Origin of the sequence: Campylobacter parajejuni (assembly GCF_046764905.1) — a bacterium.
Taxonomy (GTDB): Bacteria; Campylobacterota; Campylobacteria; order Campylobacterales; family Campylobacteraceae; genus Campylobacter_D.
Genome location: NZ_JBKORB010000006.1, coordinates 68,435 through 88,962 on the forward strand (window position 1 = coordinate 68,435; position 20,528 = coordinate 88,962).

21 protein-coding genes are annotated in these 20,528 nt (G+C 33.4%); 10 read left to right on the forward strand and 11 right to left on the reverse strand.

Features of this window, described 5'->3' with window-relative positions:
• The first annotated feature begins 54 nt into the window (after positions 1-54).
• From nifJ to ACLL8X_RS06925, 7 genes are read left to right on the forward strand one after another with little or no spacing between them, the layout of a single operon-like run.
• Complete coding sequence (gene nifJ, locus ACLL8X_RS06895; RefSeq protein WP_411990190.1) at positions 55-3,615, forward strand: pyruvate:ferredoxin (flavodoxin) oxidoreductase; 3,561 nt, start codon at positions 55-57, stop codon at positions 3,613-3,615.
• A 23-nt stretch (positions 3,616-3,638) separates the two neighbouring features.
• Positions 3,639-3,941, forward strand: a complete 303-nt coding sequence (locus ACLL8X_RS06900; RefSeq protein ID WP_411990191.1) for a transformation system protein — start codon at positions 3,639-3,641, stop codon at positions 3,939-3,941.
• Positions 3,919-5,328 carry a pilus (MSHA type) biogenesis protein MshL gene (gene mshL / locus ACLL8X_RS06905; RefSeq protein WP_411990192.1) on the forward strand — a complete coding sequence of 470 codons (1,410 nt, stop codon included), beginning with the start codon at positions 3,919-3,921 and terminating at the stop codon, positions 5,326-5,328. The genes ACLL8X_RS06900 and mshL overlap by 23 nt, the downstream gene beginning before the upstream one ends.
• Positions 5,321-5,929, forward strand: a complete 609-nt coding sequence (locus ACLL8X_RS06910; protein WP_411990193.1) for an ATP-binding protein — start codon at positions 5,321-5,323, stop codon at positions 5,927-5,929. Before mshL ends, ACLL8X_RS06910 begins: the two co-directional genes overlap by 8 nt.
• 3 nt (positions 5,930-5,932) lie before the next feature.
• Positions 5,933-6,520, forward strand: a complete 588-nt coding sequence (locus tag ACLL8X_RS06915) for a transformation system protein (protein WP_411990194.1) — start codon at positions 5,933-5,935, stop codon at positions 6,518-6,520.
• Positions 6,521-8,068, forward strand: coding sequence for a GspE/PulE family protein (locus tag ACLL8X_RS06920; protein ID WP_411990195.1), 1,548 nt, complete (start codon positions 6,521-6,523; stop codon positions 8,066-8,068).
• On the forward strand, positions 8,065-9,243 hold the full coding sequence (locus ACLL8X_RS06925) for a type II secretion system F family protein (RefSeq protein ID WP_411990196.1): 1,179 nt from the start codon (positions 8,065-8,067) through the stop codon (positions 9,241-9,243). The genes ACLL8X_RS06920 and ACLL8X_RS06925 overlap by 4 nt, the downstream gene beginning before the upstream one ends.
• On the opposite strand, the gene ACLL8X_RS06930 is transcribed toward ACLL8X_RS06925, so the two are convergent.
• Complete coding sequence (locus tag ACLL8X_RS06930; protein ID WP_411990197.1) at positions 9,221-9,415, reverse strand: transcriptional regulator; 195 nt, start codon at positions 9,413-9,415, stop codon at positions 9,221-9,223. The two genes, ACLL8X_RS06925 and ACLL8X_RS06930, sit on opposite strands and share 23 nt — an antisense overlap.
• Positions 9,416-9,540: 125 nt before the next feature.
• On the opposite strand from ACLL8X_RS06930, the gene ACLL8X_RS06935 reads away from it, so the two are divergent.
• A complete protein-coding gene (locus ACLL8X_RS06935) occupies positions 9,541-10,743 on the forward strand; it encodes an acyltransferase (protein WP_411990198.1) in 1,203 nt (400 codons plus the stop codon).
• On the opposite strand, the gene ACLL8X_RS06940 is transcribed toward ACLL8X_RS06935, so the two are convergent.
• The 10 genes from ACLL8X_RS06940 to ACLL8X_RS06985 are packed head-to-tail and all read right to left on the reverse strand — an operon-like array spanning position 10,715 to position 18,417.
• Positions 10,715-11,479 carry a TSUP family transporter gene (locus ACLL8X_RS06940; RefSeq protein ID WP_411990199.1) on the reverse strand — a complete coding sequence of 255 codons (765 nt, stop codon included), beginning with the start codon at positions 11,477-11,479 and terminating at the stop codon, positions 10,715-10,717. The genes ACLL8X_RS06935 and ACLL8X_RS06940 overlap by 29 nt on opposite strands.
• Positions 11,461-12,249, reverse strand: a complete 789-nt coding sequence (locus ACLL8X_RS06945; RefSeq protein ID WP_411990200.1) for a TIGR02757 family protein — start codon at positions 12,247-12,249, stop codon at positions 11,461-11,463. Before ACLL8X_RS06945 ends, ACLL8X_RS06940 begins: the two co-directional genes overlap by 19 nt.
• Positions 12,250-12,266: 17 nt before the next feature.
• Positions 12,267-14,093 carry a flagellar hook-associated protein FlgK gene (flgK, locus tag ACLL8X_RS06950; protein ID WP_411990201.1) on the reverse strand — a complete coding sequence of 609 codons (1,827 nt, stop codon included), beginning with the start codon at positions 14,091-14,093 and terminating at the stop codon, positions 12,267-12,269.
• A gap of 9 nt (positions 14,094-14,102) precedes the next feature.
• On the reverse strand, positions 14,103-14,537 hold the full coding sequence (locus ACLL8X_RS06955; RefSeq protein WP_411990202.1) for a flagellar protein FlgN: 435 nt from the start codon (positions 14,535-14,537) through the stop codon (positions 14,103-14,105).
• A gap of 40 nt (positions 14,538-14,577) precedes the next feature.
• Positions 14,578-14,775 carry a flagellar biosynthesis anti-sigma factor FlgM gene (flgM, locus tag ACLL8X_RS06960; protein ID WP_411990203.1) on the reverse strand — a complete coding sequence of 66 codons (198 nt, stop codon included), beginning with the start codon at positions 14,773-14,775 and terminating at the stop codon, positions 14,578-14,580.
• A gap of 57 nt (positions 14,776-14,832) precedes the next feature.
• Entirely contained in the window at positions 14,833-15,174 is a 342-nt protein-coding gene (locus ACLL8X_RS06965) for a rod-binding protein (protein ID WP_411990226.1), read from the reverse strand.
• Complete coding sequence (locus ACLL8X_RS06970; protein ID WP_411990204.1) at positions 15,174-16,220, reverse strand: flagellar basal body P-ring protein FlgI; 1,047 nt, start codon at positions 16,218-16,220, stop codon at positions 15,174-15,176. The genes ACLL8X_RS06965 and ACLL8X_RS06970 overlap by 1 nt, the downstream gene beginning before the upstream one ends.
• Positions 16,221-16,278: 58 nt before the next feature.
• Positions 16,279-16,971, reverse strand: coding sequence for a 16S rRNA (guanine(966)-N(2))-methyltransferase RsmD (gene rsmD / locus ACLL8X_RS06975; protein WP_411990227.1), 693 nt, complete (start codon positions 16,969-16,971; stop codon positions 16,279-16,281).
• Complete coding sequence (locus ACLL8X_RS06980) at positions 16,964-17,347, reverse strand: hypothetical protein (protein ID WP_411990205.1); 384 nt, start codon at positions 17,345-17,347, stop codon at positions 16,964-16,966. The genes rsmD and ACLL8X_RS06980 overlap by 8 nt, the downstream gene beginning before the upstream one ends.
• Positions 17,344-18,417 (reverse strand): DUF5644 domain-containing protein, encoded by a 1,074-nt coding sequence (locus ACLL8X_RS06985; protein ID WP_411990206.1) that lies wholly within the window; start codon positions 18,415-18,417, stop codon positions 17,344-17,346. Before ACLL8X_RS06985 ends, ACLL8X_RS06980 begins: the two co-directional genes overlap by 4 nt.
• A gap of 84 nt (positions 18,418-18,501) precedes the next feature.
• On the opposite strand from ACLL8X_RS06985, the gene ACLL8X_RS06990 reads away from it, so the two are divergent.
• Positions 18,502-19,323, forward strand: a complete 822-nt coding sequence (locus ACLL8X_RS06990) for a thiamine-phosphate kinase (RefSeq protein WP_411990207.1) — start codon at positions 18,502-18,504, stop codon at positions 19,321-19,323.
• The gene (gene truD, locus ACLL8X_RS06995; RefSeq protein WP_411990208.1) at positions 19,292-20,410 is read left to right on the forward strand and encodes a tRNA pseudouridine(13) synthase TruD; all 1,119 of its coding nucleotides are present in this window, start codon (positions 19,292-19,294) and stop codon (positions 20,408-20,410) included. The genes ACLL8X_RS06990 and truD overlap by 32 nt, the downstream gene beginning before the upstream one ends.
• The last annotated feature ends 118 nt before the right edge of the window (positions 20,411-20,528 follow it).

Genomic DNA, 20,528 nt, shown 5'->3' on the forward strand with positions numbered 1-20,528 from the left:
TAGTAAATTGATAGCTAAAAAATTATAAAAATTATCAATACAAGGAAGGTCTCAATGGGTAAAATTATGAAAACTATGGACGGAAATGAGGCTGCTGCCTATGCTGCCTATGCTTTTACCGAAGTTGCTGGAATTTATCCTATTACGCCTAGTTCTCCTATGGCTGATTATACCGATATGTGGGCAGCTGCAGGGAAGAAAAATCTCTTTGGCGTTCCTGTAAAAATCGTAGAAATGCAAAGCGAAGCCGGTGCAGCGGGTTCTGTGCATGGCTCACTTCAAGCAGGAGCTTTAACGACTACTTATACTGCCTCTCAAGGATTACTCCTTAAAATTCCAAATATGTATAAAATCGCAGGGCAATTACTCCCCTGTGTTATCCATGTAGCAGCAAGGTCCTTAGCTGCTCAAGCCTTATCCATTTTTGGCGATCATCAAGATATTTATGCAGCAAGACAAATTGGTTTTGCTATGCTTTGCTCACATTCTGTGCAAGAGACTATGGATTTAGCCGGCGTAGCGCATTTAGCTGCGATTAGGGGAAGGGTGCCTTTTTTACACTTCTTTGATGGTTTTAGGACAAGTCATGAAATTCAAAAAATAGAAGTGATGAATTATGAGCATTTTGATAGGCTTTTAGATAGAAAAGCCTTGCTTGAATTTAGAAACAATGCTTTAAATCCAGAAAATCCAAAAACACGAGGAACCGCACAAAATGATGATATATATTTTCAAACCAGAGAGTTGAGTAACCGTTTTTATGATGCTTTGCCTGATGTGGTAAATGAATATATGCAAGAAATTTCAAAAATCACAGGTAGAGAATACAAGCCCTTTATTTACTACGGACACAAAGAACCTGAGCGTTTGATTGTGGCTATGGGTTCGGTAACTCAAACACTTGAAGAAGTGGTGGATTATCTTAATGCAAAAGGCGAAAAAGTGGGGATTTTAAAAGTTTATCTTTATCGTCCTTTTAGCTTAAAATATTTCTTTGAAGTTATGCCAAAATCCGTGAAAAAAATCGCTGTTTTAGATAGAACTAAAGAACCCGGAAGTCTTGGAGAACCACTTTATTTAGATGTAAAATCAGCCTTTTATGGAAGAGAAAATGCCCCTATTATAGTAGGTGGAAGATACGGGCTTTCTTCAAAAGATGTTGATCCTGCTCAAATGATAGCCGTGTTTGAAAATCTTAAGCTGGATAAGCCAAAAGATGGTTTTACTGTGGGTATAGTTGATGATGTAACACACACTTCACTTAGCACGGGAGAAAAAATTTCTCTTGGAGATGAAAGCACCATAGAATGTTTATTTTATGGACTTGGTGCTGATGGAACTGTGGGGGCAAATAAAAATTCCATCAAAATCATCGGGGACAAAACCGATTTTTACGCCCAAGCTTATTTTGCTTATGATTCTAAAAAATCAGGGGGTTATACAAGGTCGCATTTAAGATTTTCTAAAAAAGCTATTCGTTCGACTTATCTTGTTTCAACTCCACATTTTATCGCTTGTTCGGTGGCGGCTTATTTGGAAATTTATGATGTTCTAGCTGGAATTCGTAAAGGCGGGACCTTTCTTTTAAATAGTATTTGGAATGTTGAAGAGACTTTAAGACAGCTTCCTGATGCAGTTAAAAAAACTTTGGCTGAAAAAGAAATTAATTTTTACATCATCAATGCGACTAAATTAGCCCGCGATATAGGGCTTGGAAACCGCACTAATACCATTATGCAATCAGCCTTTTTTAAACTCGCAAAAATCATTCCTTATGAAGACGCACAAAAATATATGAAAGAACTTGCTTATAAGTCTTATAGCAAAAAAGGCGATGCTATTGTTGAGATGAATTATAAAGCCATTGATGTTGGAGCTGATGGACTTGTGAAGGTCGAAATAAACCCTGAATGGAAAAATTTAGAAATTAAAGAAAAAGAGCAAAGCAATGCTTATAAAGGCACTGAATTTGTTGAAAAAATTGTCAAGCCTATGAATGCGGCTAAGGGCGATGATTTGCCTGTTTCTGCCTTTTTAGGCTATGAAGATGGAAGCTTTGAACACGGCACAACCGAATTTGAAAAACGCGGTGTGGGCGTTATGGTGCCAAGATGGATAGAGGCAAATTGTATCCAGTGTAATCAATGTGCTTCTGTTTGTCCGCACGCTGTAATTCGTCCTTTTTTAATCGATGAAAATGAGATGGCAAAAGCACCGCGTGGAGTAAAAGAACACGCTTTGGAAGCTAAGGGAACTAAGGGCGAAAAACTTAATTTTAAAATTCAAGTTTCCCCGCTTGATTGCACAGGCTGTGAGCTTTGTGTGCATGAGTGTCCTACTAAAGAAAAATCTTTGGTTATGGTGCCTTTGCAAGAAGAGATGGATTTTGGTGAGCAAGAAAATGCAGATTATTTATTTAAAGAAATCACTTATAAAGATGATATTTTAAATAAAGAAACTATGAAAGGCGCACAATTTGCCCAGCCTTTATTTGAATTTCATGGAGCTTGTCCGGGTTGTGGGGAAACTCCTTATCTTACCTTGGTTACAAGATTATTTGGAGAAAGAATGATAGTGGCTAATGCTACGGGTTGTAGCTCTATTTATGGGGGTTCAGCTCCATCAACTCCTTATAGAAAAAGTGTGAAAAATGGACACGGACCTGCTTGGGGGAATTCGCTTTTTGAAGACAATGCCGAGTTTGGTTTGGGTATGAAAATTGCGACTGAAAATACAAGACATCGCATTGAAAATATTATGAATGAAAGTATGCAAGAAGTTCCAAATGCTTTATCGGCTCTTTTTAAAGATTGGATTGCAAATAAAGACAAGGGTGCTATGTCTGTGGAAATCAAAGATAAAATGCTGCCTATTTTAGAGCAGAATAAAAACATTAAGGCTGTTCAAGATATATTAGAGCTTAAGCAGTATTTAAGTAAAAAATCTCACTGGATTTTTGGTGGAGATGGTTGGGCTTATGATATAGGTTATGGGGGGCTTGACCATGTTTTGGCTAGTGGGGAGAATGTCAATGTTTTAGTGCTTGATACTGAGGTCTATTCTAATACAGGCGGTCAAAGCTCAAAGTCTTCTAGAACGGGAGCCGTAGCGCAATTTGCAGCAGCGGGTAAGCCCGTGCAGAAAAAAGATTTAGGACAAATTGCTATGACCTATGGTTATATTTTTGTCGCACAAGTGAATTCAACGGCAAATTATACTCATTTGATGAAAGCAATTACCGCAGCTGAGGCTTATGATGGACCTTCTTTGATTATCGCTTATTCTCCTTGTATAGCTCACGGGATTAAGGGGGGGCTTGGCTACTCAGGGGAGCAAGGTGAGCTTGCCACTAAGTGCGGTTACTGGCCTCTTTATACCTTTGACCCTCGTTTAGAAGAGCAGGGAAAAAATCCTTTAACTTTAACAGGAAAAGAGCCTGATTGGAATTTATATGAGCAGTTTTTGATGAATGAGGTGCGTTATAATTCACTTAAAAAAGCCAATCCTCAGCACGCTGCTGAGCTTTTTGAACGCAATAGAAAGGACGCCCAACGCCGTTATAGACAGCTTAAGCGTATAGCTATGGCTGATTATAGTAATGAGGTTGAAAGCTGATAAAATATATTTTTAGTGCGACTTTGTGCTTTGGCACTTTGTTCGCACAAGATTTTGAAGAATATTTTAAACGAAAACAAAATTTTATAGATTTTAGCATTCTTGAAAATCCTTTTGTTAATCCTACTTTTGAAAAATTAAATCAAATTAAAATTAGTGCGATTATGTTTGATAGGGTAAAAATAGGTGAGCAGTGGTATGAAAAGGGCGATAGGATTGATGAGGCTATACTGAGTGAGATAAATGCTAAAGAGCTTAAATTTCGATACGATAATTTAGATTTTGTAATCAAATTACATAAAAATGATAAGATTAGTATTCATTAGTTTCTTTTTTTGTTCGCATTATCTGTATGCCCTAGATTGTCAAAAGCGTCTTTTTGATATTAATATCAGTGAAAAATTAAGCCTACAAGAAAGCCTTGATGAGCTTGCAAAATATTGCTCTTTTAGTATTATTGTGAAGGATAAAATCGCCAAAGAAAGATTAGAGAGCTTTCAAAATTCCGTCAATATCCACCAAATGAGCTTGGAAGAACTTTTTAATTTTTTCATCAAAGAGCATGACCTTAGCTACGATTTTGATGGTAAAATTTTAAGAATTTCAGGTATGGATACGAAGATTTTTAAGATAAGTTATATCACTTCCATTAGAGAAGGGCAGAGTATAACTAAGGCTTCTGTGGATGCCAAGCCAAGACTTAGTGAATATGGTGGTAGTTTTGATGATGCAGAAGATAATATGATTAAAAGTATGGAGAAATTTGATTTTTGGCAAGATATAGAACAAGAAATTCTTGTATTATTAAAAAATTCTTACGAAGAGGTCAAAACCCCCATTATTAACCCCAACGCAGGTCTTATCATAGTTACTGGAACAAATTCTCAGTTAAAAAGTGTGAAAAATTATTTACAAAAATTAGAAAATCGTCTTAAAAAACAAGTGATTATCGATGTTAGCATACTGGCTGTAAATTTAAATGAAAGCCATTCTAGTGGGATTAATTGGCAAAATTTCAATACGGCTTTTAATTCTCAAGCCAATAATGAAAATTCTTTCATTCAAATTCAAAATGGGCAAGGTTTTGTGAAGAATTTGGGTTTAAGAATGAATTTAGACTTTAATTCTATTATAAATTTTCTCTCTCAAAATGGAAAAACCAGTGTGCTATCAAGCCCAAAACTTATGGCTTTAAATAACCAACAAGCCATTATTTCCGTAGGAGATACTATCAATTATCAAGTCAAAGAAAGTTCCAAAGGCACAGAAAATGGCTCTGTGGTGAGTGAGAGTTTGAATAATTATTCCATTTTTGTGGGAATTTTGCTCAATATCTTGCCTGAAATTTCTGATGATGGCAAGATAATGCTTAGGATTAATCCAAGTTTAAGTGATTTTAAGTATCCAGAAGATAATAAAAGGCAAAAAGAACCCCGTGTCATAGCTCCTGATACCATACAAAAAAAGCTTTCTAGCGTAGTGCAAATGGAAAATAATCAAACCCTAATTTTAGGAGGGCTCATTTCACACGATAGGGCTGATGATGAAAGCTCTGTTAATTTTTTATCCAAAATTCCAATCTTAGGCTCTTTATTTAAGGGTTCTACTTCGCATTCTAAAACGACAGAAATCGTTTTTATCATCACTCCAAGCATAGTCGATAATGCAAATCCTCCAAGTCTTAGAGATTTAGGATTTAAGCATTATGAATGAAATTGTTCCTTTTAGAGAAGAAATTTTTCATCAAATCAATCAAATTTTAGAAAATAAAAAGGCTTTTATTTTTTTATGGGGAAAAAGTGGCAGTGGCAAATCTGTGTTATTGCAAAGATTAGCAAAGAAATACAAGCTTGATTTGACTAATGAAATTTTTAAAGATGAGAGGCAGTTGAAAGAAAAAATTGATTTTTTAACTTCACAGGGTCAAAAGTTAATTTTGCTTGATGAAGTGGGTATGTATGATAAGGCTATGCTAGAAAGTATTAGAATTTATAGTGATACTATAAGTTTTGTTTTAAGTTCTCATAAAAACTTAAAGCTTTTTAAAAAAGAGCATTTTAAAAGCCGCTTGAGTGCTTGTTTTGAGCTGAAAAATATCAGTCTTTTAGAGCTTGATGATTATATTAAATTGAAATTTGGAATGAATTTTTCAAGCAAAGCCCTTAAATTTTTACAAAAAATTTCTAAGGGGAATTTAAGATATATTGATAAAATATTAAAAAGCTTTTGTGAGCTTAATAGTTTTTTTGATGAAAATAAAAGCAGGGAATATATTTTAAAGCTCAGTGCTTTGGAAAATGGCTTATTAAGGTAAGATATGCGAGAAAGAATTGACGAACTTGAGCAAAGATATAAAATTTTTTTATTAAAAAAATATTTAAAATATTTATTTTTTGTTATTTTAATATCCATAATAGCATTTTGTTCTTTTTTGGCGATACAAAAATATAACAAGCAACAAAATATTTATTTTGAGGCACTCAAATATAAGAAAAATTTAGAACAAAAGCTTGCTATGGCACAAATTTCACAAGAGAAAGATAGACTTGCTAAAGAAAAATTATATGAAGAATTAAAAGAGCTTAAAATAAGCGAGGAAAAAACGCACTTAAGTAAGATGGAAATTGATTCTAAGCCTTTAAATTTTGTTGATTTAAAAAAATCTTTTTATCAAAATCCAAGCTATGAAAAGGCACTTGGTTTAGCTAAGAAGTATTTTGATATTAAAGCTTATAAAAAGACAATATTTTGGGCTTTAAAAGCAAATGAACTTGACAGGCAAAGTCAAGATTCTTGGCTTATTTTTGCTAAGGCTAAAAGAGCCTTAGGCGAAGAAAAAGAAGCTAAAAATGCTTTGGATACTTATATAAATTATTATGGTTTTATGGAATTGGATAATAAATAAATGGATAAAATTTTTAAAGCTTATATCGACGGTGCTATGAGTCTTGATACAATTTGCACTCAATTTTCTCTAAATTGCGATGAATTTTTTAAAAATTTAGCCCATTTTTGTCATTTAAGTTTTGTTGATTTAGATGAGTGTGATGCTTTTATTTATGAAGCTTTGCCCTTTTCTTTGATGATGAAATTTAAGTTTTTACTTATGAAAAATGATGATGGCTTTATGATTATCAAATCCAAACCTTGTTCTTTAGAGCTTTTAGAGCAAGTTAAAAATTTTATACCTTATGAAAAAATAAGTGTGCTCATTGGCGATGAATTAAAAATCTCTAAAATTTTAAATCACATTCGCATACAAGAAGAGCTTAAAAAGCTAAGTTCAAAGCTAAGACAGGAATGGCAAGAGAGTGCAAAACAGGATGAGCAAAGCTCTATCAGTCAAATTTTTGATTTTATTTTAAGTGAAATTTTAGCCTTTAACGCAAGCGATATTCATATAGAAGCAAGAAATACTGATGCCTTGATACGATTTAGGGCGGATGGAATTTTGCGTGAATTTGCTGTTTTTGAGAAGGATATTTATGAAGCCTTGGTTTTTCATATTAAATTTTTAGCCCATCTTAATTTAGCGGAGTCAAGAAAGGCACAAGATGGAAGCTTTGAACTCTATTTTGAAAACGAAAGATACGATTTTCGCGTTTCGTGTTTGCCTTTGATTTATGGCGAAAGTGTGGTTTTAAGAATTTTAAAGCATAATAAAGAGCTTTTAACTTTAGATAAATTAAATCTTACAAAGAAAAACTTAGAACTTTTAAAAAGCACCCTATATCGTCCTAATGGGATGATTTTACTCACAGGTCCCACAGGTAGCGGTAAAAGCACGACTCTATATGCTTGTTTAAATGCACTAAAGAGTGTGGAAAAAAAGATTATTTCCGTAGAAGACCCCGTAGAATACAAAATCCCACTCGTGCAGCAAATTTCACTCAATGCAAAGGCTGGGGTGGAGTTTAATAATATTTTAAGAGCGATTTTAAGGCAGGACCCTGATATTATTATGATAGGAGAAATTCGCGATGAAGAAAGCTTAGATATAGCCCTTAAAGCTTCTTTGACAGGTCATTTGCTCCTAAGCACCCTGCATACTAATGACGCACTTTCTACTCTAGATAGGCTTTTGGATATGGGGGCAAAGGCTTATTTGATTGCTTCGGCTTTGACCCTTGTGATAGCCCAGCGTCTGGTAAGGAAACTTTGCCCTTGGTGTAAGCAAAAAAGCAAAAAGTATTATAAGGAATTTGAGGGTGAATTTTTTGAGCCAAAGGGCTGTGAGCGTTGTCATCATAGTGGGTTTTTAGGCAGGGAATTGATTGCGGAGTGCTTGAAAATTGATGAGAATTTAGCTTGTGCAATTAGAGAAAATCAAAATAAAACAATTTTAATGGAACTTGCCAAAAAGCAAGGTTTTCAAACTATGTTCGAGCAAGGTTTAAAAAAAGCCAAAGAAGGTCTTACAAGCATAGATGAGCTTTTAAGGGTTGTAGGATGAGCTTTTATGAGATTGAATTTCTTAAAAACAAGCGTCCTTATAAAAAGATTGTAAAAGCCCAAAATTTAAATACAGCTCAAGCAAAAGCCTTGTCTAAAAATTGGCAAATTTTAAATATCCAAGAAGTGCAAAGGGATAATTTTAAAAGATTAAATGATGAGAATTTCATACTCTTTTTTAAAGAATTAGCCTTGTTGTGCGAAGTGGGACTAAGCGTTCAAGAAGCGATTAAACAATTGTATCTTATGCATTCTTGTGAGATTATGAAAAAAATATTAGACAATTTAATTTTAGCCCAAAGCTTAAATCAAGCTTTTGAAAATGCTAATTTTGGATTAAACCCTGCGGAATTAGCTCTCATAAAAACGGCTCAAAACACAGGAAAAATTAGCGAGATATTTGGGCAAATTGCAAAACTTAGAGAAAAGAGTATGCAGAGTAAAAAGGGACTAAAAAAAGCCTTGAGCTATCCTAGTTTGGTGTTTTTAAGCATTATTGGAGCGTTTTTATTTTTAATGCTTTTTGTAGTGCCTAATTTTAAAGATTTGTTTGAAAATTTGGGTGCGAATTTGCCTTTTATTACGCATTTGATGCTAGAGCTTTATGAATTTTTGGAATTTTATGGAATTTTTTGTATAGGGTTTTTTGCTGTTTTTGTTATTATGCTTGTTTTAGCTTATAAAAATTTTCATTCTTTTGCCTTTTCTTGTGATTTTTTACTTTTGAAAATACCCTTGCTTTCTCGTTTGATTCTTTATAATCAAAATTATTATTTTTTTATGGTTTTTTCTTTGCTTTTAAAAAATGGAATTTCAATATCTAAAGCTTTTGATTTAGCCATCATAGGACTTGAAAATAAATTTTTAATTTTTCAGTATAAAAAACTTTTTAGTTTTATAGATTCAGCTCTTGAGCTAAGTCAGGCTTTTAAAAAGATTGATATTTTTGATTCTTTGGTGTTTTCTATGCTTAGTGTTGCGATGAAAAGTGGAAGATTGGAAGCGTTAAGCGAAGAAATTGCCAAATACTACCAGCAAAAAAGTGAAGATTTGATGGATAAATTTTTAAGTCTTTTAGAGCCTTTGATGACTTTATTTGTGGCACTTTTGGTTTTGTTTTTGGCTTTGGGGATTTTTTTACCGATGTGGGAGCTTAGTTCGGGGGCGGGTTTTTAGCTTCTTTGATTAAATTTTCTAATTCTTCATAATTATTTTTTAATTGCCCAAGTAATTTTTGTGCCTGTAAGCCTATCATTAAAAGCTCATACACCTTAGGGCGGTCTTTTTTCCATTTGCGTAAAGTTTTAACATTTATATCAAGTTTTCCAGCAATATCTCTTTGTGTCATTGACTATCCCAAATTTTTATTAACTCTATCTATAAATGCTTTAAAAGACAACAAGGTAAATTTAGGACTTTTTAATATAAAAAAAGGTAAATTTAGGACTTATATTAAAAATAATCAGGACTACTATGCTAAAAACCATAGATGAAAAAGCTAATATTATATATGGAGATTTATCCTTACAACACAATTTAAAGCTTGAATTTAAAGGGAGCAACAATATAGTCTTTTTTGCGGGGAGTTCTTTTTGTATCGATATAATTTATCATCAAAATAATTCTTTGGTTTTTGTAGGCGATAACGCAGGGCTTTATTGGGGAGGAGGGGCGAGAATAGAAATATCTAATGATAGCGTTTGTTATATTGGAAATAATACTACTTTTGAACGGGTGTGTATGAATGCGCTTGAAAGTAAGCATATTATTATAGGCAATGATTGTATGTTTTCTTGGGATATTTGGCTTGATACAAATGACCATCATATGATTTTTAATGATAATTATGAGCGTATAAATATAGCTAAAAGTATTTATTTGGGCGATCATATTTGGTTTGCTAGAGAGCTTGCCATACTAAAAGGAAGTTTTATAGCTAGTGGAAGTATTTTGGGGGCAAAAAGTGTTAATAGTGGGATTAAATTTTCTAATACTATCTATGCTGGAAATCCTAGTAAATTAATCAAAGAAAATTCTTTTTGGGATAGAAAACATACTCCTAATCTAACAAAAGAACAAGTTAGACGCTATGTTGCCATGAAAAAGGACGATTATAATTTTGAATTTGAAAAAGATAAATTTTTAGACCCAAATTTACTTGAAAAAGAACTTGAAAAGCTTGAAAGTGCGGCAGAAAAATTAGAATTCGTATATGATTATATTTACAATAACACCTATAAAAATCGCTTTGCTCTGTTTAAAGATAGCGATACGAGTGAGTGTAAGTTATATAAGGATGAGAGTAAAATTCCCTTTTCAAAGTTAAAATTTGAAGAACTACCAAAAAAGGGTGCTTTATCTTTGGTTGAAAATCATTTATCTTATAAATTAGGTTTAGCGTTGATAGAAAACTCAAAAAATATGAAAGCACTCATAAAAATACCCTTTATACTTTATCGAATTAAAAAAGAACATACACAGCTAATTAAAGCCAACTTAGAAGATTTTGATGACTATGAAGAAGCTTTAAAATGCAAAAATACCCTTTGTTATAAACTCGGAAGTGCCTTGATAAAAGCACACAAAAATTGGTATAAGGGTGGATATGTGAAATTTTATTTTGAAGTATTAAAAATCAAAAAAGATTTTAAGCAAAATAATCCCAAGCTACTTTGATAATAGTCGCTCCTACCACAAGTAAAAATAAATTTTTAATAAAATTACCCTTAGTTTTTAACACAAGTTTAGAGCCTAAAAAAGCTCCTAAGAGTTGCCCTACACCCATAAGCAAACCCACAGCCCATAGAATTTCATACTGCCATAAAAAAATTATCAAAGCGACAACATTGCTTGTAAAATTTAATATTTTGGTATTGACACTTGCTTTTTTCATATTAAAGCCCAAAAACATCACACAGGCAAAAATCCAAAAAGAACCCGTTCCCGGTCCTAAAAACCCATCATAAAATCCTAAAGTTAAACCAAAAATCAAGTGAAAAATTTTAATGTTTTTAATCTTTGGCTCGCTTTCTTCTTTTCCTAAATTTGGTCTTAAGGCTGTATATAAAAAGGTCAGGCTAAGAAAAAGCAAGATGATGATTTTAAGATGTTCATCTTTGATAAAAAGCACACTATAAGTGCCTATGGCTGCTCCTAGTGCTGTGAAAAATATACCCCAAGCAAGATAGGGCAGGGTGGTGGATTTGAAATAGCTGAGAGTGGCAGCAAAAGAGCCAAAAACACTTTGAAGTTTGTTTGTCGCTAAGGCTAAGTGAGCAGGAATTCCACAAGCCATCAATGCAGGGATGGTAATCAAGCCCCCACCGCCTACAATAGCATCAATAAAACCCGCAAAAACAGCCACAAAAAAAAGTATGAAATAATAAAGAGTATCTAGGTTTTCAAAGCCCATTTTTCTAGCTCCTTAAATTTATCAATTTCTTTACTTTGCCCTAAACGGTAGAGTGCAAAGTCATATTTTATGGGGTCGTTTGAATCAAATTCTTTTAATTTTAAAGTCAGTTCCAAAACGCTTTTATAATCGTATATTTTACGCTTTAAAAGTCCTAAAGTCAAGGAAATTTTATGCGTATGTGTATCAAGGGGTATGAGTAAATCTTTGGTGTGAATTTGACTAAAAAGTCCGAGGTCAAGCTCATCTTTTCTTACCATCCATCTTAGATACATATTGTAGCGTTTAAGGGGCGAAGTAGGAGTGCCTTGCCAAATTTTACCGAAGAAAAAATCATAACCATAGCTTGAGTAAGTATTAAGTTTGTGAATTTTTTGTATGAAGGCAAGTATGGAGTCTGTGGTGTTTTGTCTTCTTTCATAAGCCTTTGTGAAAAGCTCATTCAGTGAAATTTCCTTTTTAAGTCTTGAAAGCGTAATGAAAATTTCACTTATATCTCTTTCATTTTGAAAGCGATATTTTAAGCCCTTAAGCTCTTTTTGAATTTGCTTTTCATTTAAATTCAGCACAGAAAAATCAAGCTTCTTTAAAAAATTCACTATATTTTCAGCCTTACCATAAGCAAATAAAGCACAAATAAGAGCGATAAATTCATCTTTGTGAATTTTGACAATTTGTAAGGGGTCAGGGAAGTCAAAAAGAGCTTGGTTTGTGTTTTTTTCACGCACTAAAGTATCAAGCTTGTTTTTTAGTCTTTGAAAATCTTGCATAGCTTTAGAAGGCTTAGCTAGGATTTAAGTCCTAGCAGGGTATCAAGCATTTGATCAACCGTTGTAACGATTTTCGCTGCTGCACCGTAGCTCGATTGATATTGGATTAAAGCGGCTAATTCTTCGTTGGTATTGACCCCACTTTTAGATTGATACTCTGTATAAACAGAATTATAAAGCGTTTCATTACTAGCATGGACAACATTGTTATTTTCCCCATCAGAGCCAATTTTTCCTGTGAGTTTGCGATAGTATTCTTCCATAGTAAGGTTATCAATAGTGCCATCTTCATTGTAGAAATTGACCTTATCGTATTGAAGTTGGATGATTTTATTTGCCATATCATTACCACTATCAACCCCATTTAAACTGGCTCTTACGCTGCTAGGGTCATTGAGTATAGAGTCTTTTACTTTTATATCGTTTGCATTTTTTCCGCTGAAAAATCCCCCTATACTAAAAGCACCAGCGAAATTGGTTCCCTTATCTTCTATGGCGACTTTAAAACCGGATTTTGCATTGATTTGAAACAAGCCATCTCCACTTTTGGTGTCATAGCTAAAGCTTGCATTGATAAAATCATCCACATCATCGTTAGAATTGTTGTTTGCATTATCATCGGTATTGGCGGTGATTTGTCTTATGACATCTTCCATAGTGGTTTTGACATCTATGTTGATGGTTTTTGTAAGCTTTTTATCCCCTTTTTCATCATAAATGACTATATCAAAGCTTCCCGGCTGTATAGTTTTGTCATAATTAACTAAGGGAATATCCCCTTTTAAACCACTAAGATAATCAGAAGTAACCGAGCTTTTAGCTGAACTAGCATAAAGATTATTTGTCTCATTAATCATAGTTTTTGTAAAGGTGTTTAAAGAATCCATATAGCCTTGGATAATACCATCAATGTATTTTCCTTCGCTTTTGCTATAAGTTCTACCACGCAAATCAAGTTGTGCTCCAAGCTGTCCACCATTGATTTTTGAAGTAAGGTCGCGTACTTTTTCATCCGGGGTTTCATAGTAAATACTATAAGCCTTATTTTTATCATCATAATCGAGTTTTAAGGGATGAAAATTCACTCCATCTACTATACTAAAGCCTTCTATGCTAAGATTGTATTGATGGCCGGGGTCTGTGATAGTGGTATCAAGACGATTGTCTTGATTGATTTCGTTTTTACTAGCTACGGCATTTACAAGTTTTGAAAGGGTAAGCTCAAGCTCATCTCTTCTATCTCTAAGCTCATTGGCGTGTTCAGTCGGTAAGGCTTCTTGTCCGTAAATTTTTTTGTTAATTGTAGCAATTTCTTCGCCTATTCTATTAATCTCATCCACGGTTGATTTTATATCATCATTGGTCTTTTTTTGGATTTTATCTAGGGTGGAAAAGGTTTTATTAATGCTTTCTGTTAGGGTTTGAGAAGCTTTAACAAGAGATACTTTTGTTGCATTTTCATTGGGGTTAGATGCAAAATCATTCCAAGCTTTGTTGTAATTTTCCAAATCCTTTAATATACCCGTGCTTTGCAAATCAGGAAAACGCTGGGCAATTTCTTGTAAGGTTGAAGCCATATATTTGGTGTATTCAAGTTGGGTAGAAGCACTTTTTAATTTAAAATAAGCATGTTCATCGTGCAGACGCACTATGCTCTCAATAGCCGTTCCTGTGCCTACTTGCACCCCACCCGTAGTTACATAGCCATTTGTAGTTTGCACTACTCTTTGACGCGTGTAAAAGGTCGCATTGGCATTAGAAATATTATTGCCTGTTGTAGCAATTTGCACTTCACTAGCTTTTAAGCCTGTAACCCCTGTATATAATGTTCCAAAAATACCCATCATAAATCCTTATACATTGATTTTAAAAATTGACTCTGGCTTGGTCTTTTTATCTCCATAAGCATTATTCGTTCCATCATTGGTATCAAACATTTTATTGACTAAGCCGTCTAAAAAATCTTTAACAATAAGAACAAATTTAGCGTATTCTTTGTTTTTGCTATGAAGGTCTTGAAGATTTTTTTTGAGTAAATCAAGCTTTGCCTTATCTTCATCATCTAAAAGCTCACTCAGTCCTTTTGTAGAGCTGTTATTTAACTCCACTAAGGCACTATCAAGCTCTTTTTTAGCTGCGATAAATTCGGCGATAAGTTTGTTTTTTTCTTCTACACTTGGCGTTACACTTTCGTGTTTAGCTACTTTGATATTTTCTATATCTTCTTCAGTTAAAGTAATAAGTTTTGCTAAGATAGCATTGACTGCGTCTAATTTTTGTTTAAGCATTTTTTCTCCTTTTCTTTCTCAAAAAAAGGAGAATGCTAGTTTAGATTAAAGAGTCCGCAATCGCTGCTGCTGTGGCTTTAGTATCTATCTTATAAGTGCCGTTTTTAATCTGCTCTGCGATTTTGCTCGCCTTATCATTTTCCGTTTTTTGAGTATCGTTTGTCTTTGTTTCTTTATCTGTTCTATTCGTATTTAATGTGGTGTTTGCCACATAAGATTGTTGCACAGGATTAATCATTTTATGCCTCCTTGTTTATAATCCTCTACAAACCATATCGACCAAAATTTAAAAAACTTAACCCCTTTCTTTTAAAAAATCGTATAATAATTTTGAAAAACCCATACCCCCACTTAAAGCCTTACTCATAGTATCATTATACATAGAAGAGTATATTTCATCGCTTGCATCCTTGCCAAAAAGTGAATTTTCAGTCTTTAAAGACACATCTAATACCTGCTTTAAGAAAAAGGCTTCAAAAGCATCGGTTTGCTCTTTTAAAAGCTCGTCTTCTTTGGTTTTTGTAATTATACTTTTATCATCTATTTTGATGTTAGCTTCTAAATTTTTTGCCTTACTTGCACTATCAAATAAGGCATTATTCATACTATAAGTGCTTAAAAAATTATCTATTTTCATCATATAATCTCCAAGTCCGCATTAATGGCACCTGCACGCTTTAAATTCTCCATTATGGCTATGATGTCATTAGGGGTGGCACCTAGCTTATTAAGCATTCTGGCTATGTTTGCGACTGTGCTTTTTTCGTTATTAATCCTTAGGGTATTTGAACTTGGGTCTATGAAGCCCCCATCTCTCATATCCACTTCATTTTGATTTGCCTCGGCGTTATTGTTAGGGTCTATTTTGATGGTAATGTCCTTATGCGTGATTAAAACAGGTTCTACTTCTACATCCACTCCTGCTATAACCGTGCCTGTTCTTTCATCGATGATGACCTTGCTTTGAGGCTTATAAGCTATATCTTGTTCTAAAACCCTAGCCATAAATTCCACACTAGAAAGTTCTTCGGGCTTTTGAAGTTTAATGGTGCGTGAGTCAATTGCCCTTGCTACGCTTTCATCAAAGACCGAGTTTAAAACCCTTTCTATATCGCTTGCTGTTTTAAAATCCGCTACTTTTAAGCTTAGAGTTAAATCACTATTTTGGCTAAAATTTTGTGGGATTTCTCTTTCTACATTAGCTCCTCCCATCACAGTTGCAGCGGTTGAGTGCGAACCTGCTCCGCCCGGTCTTGCTGCTAAACCTCCTGTTGCAATAGAGCCTTGAGCGATAGCATAAATTTCTCCATCTATCCCACGAAGGGCAGTAAGTAAAAGCGTCCCACCTTGTAAAGACTTTGCATCACCTAAGGATGAGACTGTGATGTCAAGTTTATCGCCGCTTTTTGCAAAGGCTGGAAGTTTGGCTGTAACCATAACAGCTGCGGTATTTTTTGATTTGATGTCATTAGGGTCCACTTTGATATTCATACCTTGCAAAAGATTAGACACAGATTGTAGAGTGAATTTAGAACTGGTGCCATCGCCGCTTCCATTAAGCCCTACAACAAGTCCATAACCTATAAGTTGGTTATCTCTTACGCCTACGGTGTTTGCTACATCCTTGATTTGCACCGCAAAAATGCTTGTCATAAAGAGTAAAAATAGTGTTAAAACTCTCATGGATTCTTCCTTTAATCTATTGTTAAAGATAGATAAAGCAATAAGTGTTCCAAGTGAGTTAGGGAGTGTAAAAACTCAAACTCGTTGAGCCAAATTTCTTTTCTTTGCTTTTTTGAAAATTCTGTAAATTTTTAGGAGTTTTGATGGTTGAGTGGTGTTCAAAAATAATTAAATTTAAAGCCTTTAAATCTAAATTTTCTAAAAAGCTATAAATTTTTTCATAAATATCACTAAAACCTTCTCTTATATCAAAGGGTGGGTCTAAATAAAGAATGATTTCATTTTTTGAATATTCCCTTTTTAAGCGTTCTAGGAGTTGGGGTAAAATTTCAAAAGTATTTGCGTGGATAATTTCTAAATTTATATCAAGATTTTTAGCATTTTCTAAGGCGATTTTATAAGCTTTTGTATCAAGCTCGATGGCATAAGCTTTTAAAGCATAATTACTCAGAGCCTCAGCTGCCATCACTCCGCTTCCACCAAAGGCTTCGATGAAAATTTTAGCTCTTAAATCTTCTCTTATGACATTAAAAACACAATTTTTTACTATGCTTTTAGTGCTTCTTGTCGTTGTAAGACTAGGCAAAAGCAGTTTTTTACCCTTAAATTTACCACTTTCTATATGGGTATAAAGCTTTGTTTCTTTAGCTTTTTTTACTTGTTCTTTGGGAGTATGGACTTTTTGAAGCAAATTTTTTTGCTTCTTAGTGGAGTTAAAAAAGTCCTTGACGCTTATAAATTCATCATTCATCATTAAGGGCTTTTATGAGTTTGCTTTTAAGCTCTTTGATGGCGGAGGATATTTTATTTTCATAGTCTTTTTGAAATTCCAAAGCAATAGAGTCAATTTTTTCTTCAAGTAATCTTTTTTGCTCCAAAGCAAGTTTTAAGGCTGCAGCTTGCAAGGCATTGTCAAATTCTTCCAAAGCTGTCATTAGGGCTTCTTTACTAAAAGGCACACTTAAAAAGGGTGAGTTTTTATTTATGATAAAGATGGGTTTTAGGCTGTGAATTTTTTCATCACTGATGATAAAATCACAATCCTTTTTCATTACCAAATGCTCTTTTAAAAAAAGCTCTAAAGCCTTTTCTATGATAAGGTCTTTGCATTCTAAAGAAATTTTCATACGAGAGTAACCTTTAGGGTGTGATTTTTTAATGATGGAGTTTGTATGCCTTGAATAAGAGCTAAAAACTCGAAACGACTTAAAATATAAAAATCATCAAATTCCCTACCACTTGTTTGCATAAGTTTTTTAGCACAAGTATCAAAAAGATAAAAGTCTTTTTCTTCTTCTACCACCATAAAATCAGCCCCACTATCATAAGCGTCTAAAAGTATATCAGCCGTCATTTTATAGCTTAGTTTGGGATTTAAATTCAGCAAAGTAAAGCCATTGTTTTTTGTGCTGTTTTCATAGGAGATAATTTTGGCTTTTAACTTAGCTTTTAAAGTGTCGCAAGCCTCAAAGCCATAAAGGGCTATATTGAAATTTTTAAAATCATATTTTATTTCTTTAAGCTCTTTGATTTCATTATCAAAAGCTCCCGTTTTAGCTAAGTCAAAGTGTAAAATATTTTTATCAAAAAGCCCTAAGGTTAAAATTTCATTTTGCAAAGTTTTTATGGCATTTTCTAGCTTTTCATTTTTACTAGGAAGATGGTAAAAAATCCCCTTTTCTCTATCGGCTAGGATTTTTAAAATTTCCATCTTTTTTTCAGGGTATTTTTCTATCATTTTAAAAGCCAAGTAAAACACTCCATCGCCCATATAATCAGGATGGTATTCTAAAATTTCACTCGCATAATACAAATAATCATACCTTTCATAAAGCTTTTTATCTCTTTCATTGCCAAATTTTGCAAGGTATTTGTATTTGTCTAAAAAATCATTTTTATCGATGATGAGGTCTTTTATAGCTCTTTTGGTGCTTAAAGGCTCGATACAAAGCTCAAAACCCAGCTTTTTTACCAACTTTTCTAAAGGGGTAAAAAGGGGCAAAATTTGCTTATTTACCTTTATATAAGCGTCTTCATTTTTGTCAAAATCAAAATAAATATCATCTTCTTGCACCTGCAAAAGCAAATCATAAAGGCTTGCAAAATTTTCGTAAGTTTCATAAACATAGGGTTTATAATAAGCCTCGTAATCCTTATTCTTATCAAATCTAAAAATTCTTAATTCTAATTTTTTCATCATTTTTCCTTAAAATTTTTATATTATATAAAATTTTTTTTAAATTCACTCAAATTTAAAAGCAAATTTTATAAAATTGCTTCTATGAATAAAGAAGATTTGATTATCAAAGCCTTTTTAAATGAAAAAAATGGCGATGATGGTGCTATCATAGACGATTGGTGTTTTAGCAAGGATTTGTTTTTTGAAAATGTGCATTTTAAAAGAGAATGGTTTAGCTTAGAGCAAATCGCTTCCAAAGCAATGCTTGTCAATATTTCAGATGCCATTGTGATGAATGCCGTGCCAAAATACGCACTTTTAGGACTTGCCCTGCCAAAAAATTTCAGCGAAGATGAAATCAAAGCCTTGCAAAAAGGCTTTTTAAAAACAGCTAGAAAATTTAATATAGAAATCATAGGCGGCGATACCATTAGTAATGATAAAATAGACCTTAGCCTTACTATTATTTCAAAAATCAATAACAAAGCCGTCTTTAGAAAAGGTTTAAAAAAGGGGCATTTACTAGCCTACACAGGAAGATTAGGGCGGAGTTTAAAAGGGCTTGAGCTTTTACAAAATGGAGGCACTTTAAATTCAAATCATATCTTCATAAAGCCTAGATTAAGGGCTGATTTTTTCTATGAAATCGCACCTTTTATTTCTTGTGCTATGGATATTTCAGATGGTTTGAGTAAGGATTTATCAAGGCTTTTAAATTTAAATCATTGTGGAATTTCTTGGTTTAAAAAGCTTGATGATGGAACGCTTTATAGTGGGGAAGAATATGAAATTTTGTTTGGTTTTGATGAAAAAGAGCGTCAAAATATAGAGCAAATCGCAAAAAAACACGGCGTGAAATTAAATATCTTTGGAAAAGCAGTGAAAGGAAAATATGAATTTGACGGAAGAGAGCATCATTTTTAAACCTTTGTATAGTTTAAAGCATAGTCCTATTAATGCGTATTTTAGTAAAAATAGCGATGATTTTGTGGTGCGTGAAAGGCCCTTGTATGAATTTAGTGGCAAGGGCGAACATCTTATTTTGCATATTCACAAAAAGGACCTAACCACAAGTGAGGCTTTGCGAATTTTAAGCCAGATAAGTGGGGTAAAACTGCGTGATTTTGGTTATGCGGGACTTAAAGACAAACAGGGTTCGACCTTTCAATACCTTTCTATGCCTAAAAAATTTGAGAGTTTTTTGTCGAATTTTTCTCATTCTAAGCTTAAAATTTTGGAAAGTTTCACTCACGAAAATAAGCTAAGAATAGGGCATTTAAAAGGAAATTCCTTTTTCATCCGTTTAAAAAAAGTCTTGCCAAGTGATGCTTTAAAGCTAGAACAGGCTTTGATAAATTTGGATAAACAGGGTTTTGCGAATTATTTTGGCTATCAGCGTTTTGGAAAATTTAAAGATAATTATAAGGAAGGGCTTGAAATTTTGCGTGGCAAAAAGATGAAAAATGTAAAAATGAAAGAGTTTTTAATCTCAGCTTTTCAAAGTGAGCTTTTTAATCGTTATTTGAGTAAAAGAGTGGAATTATCGCATTTTACAAATGATTTTAGTGAGAAAGAATTGATTCAAATTTATAAAATTTCTAAAGAAGAAGCTAGGCAGCTTAAAAAACAAAAGCAATTTTTCAAGCTTTTAAGGGGCGAGGTTTTGGGGCATTATCCTTTTGGAAAGTGTTTTTTGTGTGAGAATTTAAATGCTGAGCTTGAGCGTTTTAAAGCAAGAGATATTAGTGCTATGGGACTTTTAATCGGTGCTAAGGCTTATGAGGCAGGGGAAGGATTGGCTTTAAATTTAGAAAATGAAATCTTTAAAGACGCTTTGGAATTTAAGGCTAAAATGCAAGGCTCAAGACGCTTTATGTGGGGATATTTAGAAGATTTAAAATGGCGTTATGATGAAGAAAAGGCTCATTTTTGTATGGAATTTTTTTTACAAAAAGGCTCTTATGCCACTGCGGTTTTAGAAGAAATTTTGCATAAAAATTTGCCCGAATGAAGTTATTATTTTAAGCTTAATTGCGTTGTTTAAATTTTAAGATTTAGGATAAAAATTTAGCTAATGCTAAAGTGTTTAGGACAATATTCTTGTCCTAAAACTCAAGGTTCAAGCTAAT

Bases quoted from the DNA above. Each gene is read 5' to 3' on its own strand.
- nifJ (WP_411990190.1), top strand. From the start codon at position 55: ATGGGTAAAATTATGAAAACTATGGACGGAAATGAGGCTGCTGCCTAT.
- mshL (WP_411990192.1), top strand. From the start codon at position 3,919: ATGATAAGATTAGTATTCATTAGTTTCTTTTTTTGTTCGCATTATCTG.
- ACLL8X_RS06910 (WP_411990193.1), top strand. From the start codon at position 5,321: ATGAATGAAATTGTTCCTTTTAGAGAAGAAATTTTTCATCAAATCAAT.
- ACLL8X_RS06915 (WP_411990194.1), top strand. From the start codon at position 5,933: ATGCGAGAAAGAATTGACGAACTTGAGCAAAGATATAAAATTTTTTTA.
- ACLL8X_RS06920 (WP_411990195.1), top strand. From the start codon at position 6,521: ATGGATAAAATTTTTAAAGCTTATATCGACGGTGCTATGAGTCTTGAT.
- ACLL8X_RS06925 (WP_411990196.1), top strand. From the start codon at position 8,065: ATGAGCTTTTATGAGATTGAATTTCTTAAAAACAAGCGTCCTTATAAA.
- ACLL8X_RS06930 (WP_411990197.1), bottom strand. From the start codon at position 9,415: ATGACACAAAGAGATATTGCTGGAAAACTTGATATAAATGTTAAAACT.
- ACLL8X_RS06935 (WP_411990198.1), top strand. From the start codon at position 9,541: ATGCTAAAAACCATAGATGAAAAAGCTAATATTATATATGGAGATTTA.
- ACLL8X_RS06940 (WP_411990199.1), bottom strand. From the start codon at position 11,479: ATGGGCTTTGAAAACCTAGATACTCTTTATTATTTCATACTTTTTTTT.
- ACLL8X_RS06945 (WP_411990200.1), bottom strand. From the start codon at position 12,249: ATGCAAGATTTTCAAAGACTAAAAAACAAGCTTGATACTTTAGTGCGT.
- flgK (WP_411990201.1), bottom strand. From the start codon at position 14,093: ATGGGTATTTTTGGAACATTATATACAGGGGTTACAGGCTTAAAAGCT.
- ACLL8X_RS06955 (WP_411990202.1), bottom strand. From the start codon at position 14,537: ATGCTTAAACAAAAATTAGACGCAGTCAATGCTATCTTAGCAAAACTT.
- flgM (WP_411990203.1), bottom strand. From the start codon at position 14,775: ATGATTAATCCTGTGCAACAATCTTATGTGGCAAACACCACATTAAAT.
- ACLL8X_RS06965 (WP_411990226.1), bottom strand. From the start codon at position 15,174: ATGAAAATAGATAATTTTTTAAGCACTTATAGTATGAATAATGCCTTA.
- ACLL8X_RS06970 (WP_411990204.1), bottom strand. From the start codon at position 16,220: ATGAGAGTTTTAACACTATTTTTACTCTTTATGACAAGCATTTTTGCG.
- rsmD (WP_411990227.1), bottom strand. From the start codon at position 16,971: ATGAATGATGAATTTATAAGCGTCAAGGACTTTTTTAACTCCACTAAG.
- ACLL8X_RS06980 (WP_411990205.1), bottom strand. From the start codon at position 17,347: ATGAAAATTTCTTTAGAATGCAAAGACCTTATCATAGAAAAGGCTTTA.
- ACLL8X_RS06985 (WP_411990206.1), bottom strand. From the start codon at position 18,417: ATGAAAAAATTAGAATTAAGAATTTTTAGATTTGATAAGAATAAGGAT.
- ACLL8X_RS06990 (WP_411990207.1), top strand. From the start codon at position 18,502: ATGAATAAAGAAGATTTGATTATCAAAGCCTTTTTAAATGAAAAAAAT.
- truD (WP_411990208.1), top strand. From the start codon at position 19,292: ATGAATTTGACGGAAGAGAGCATCATTTTTAAACCTTTGTATAGTTTA.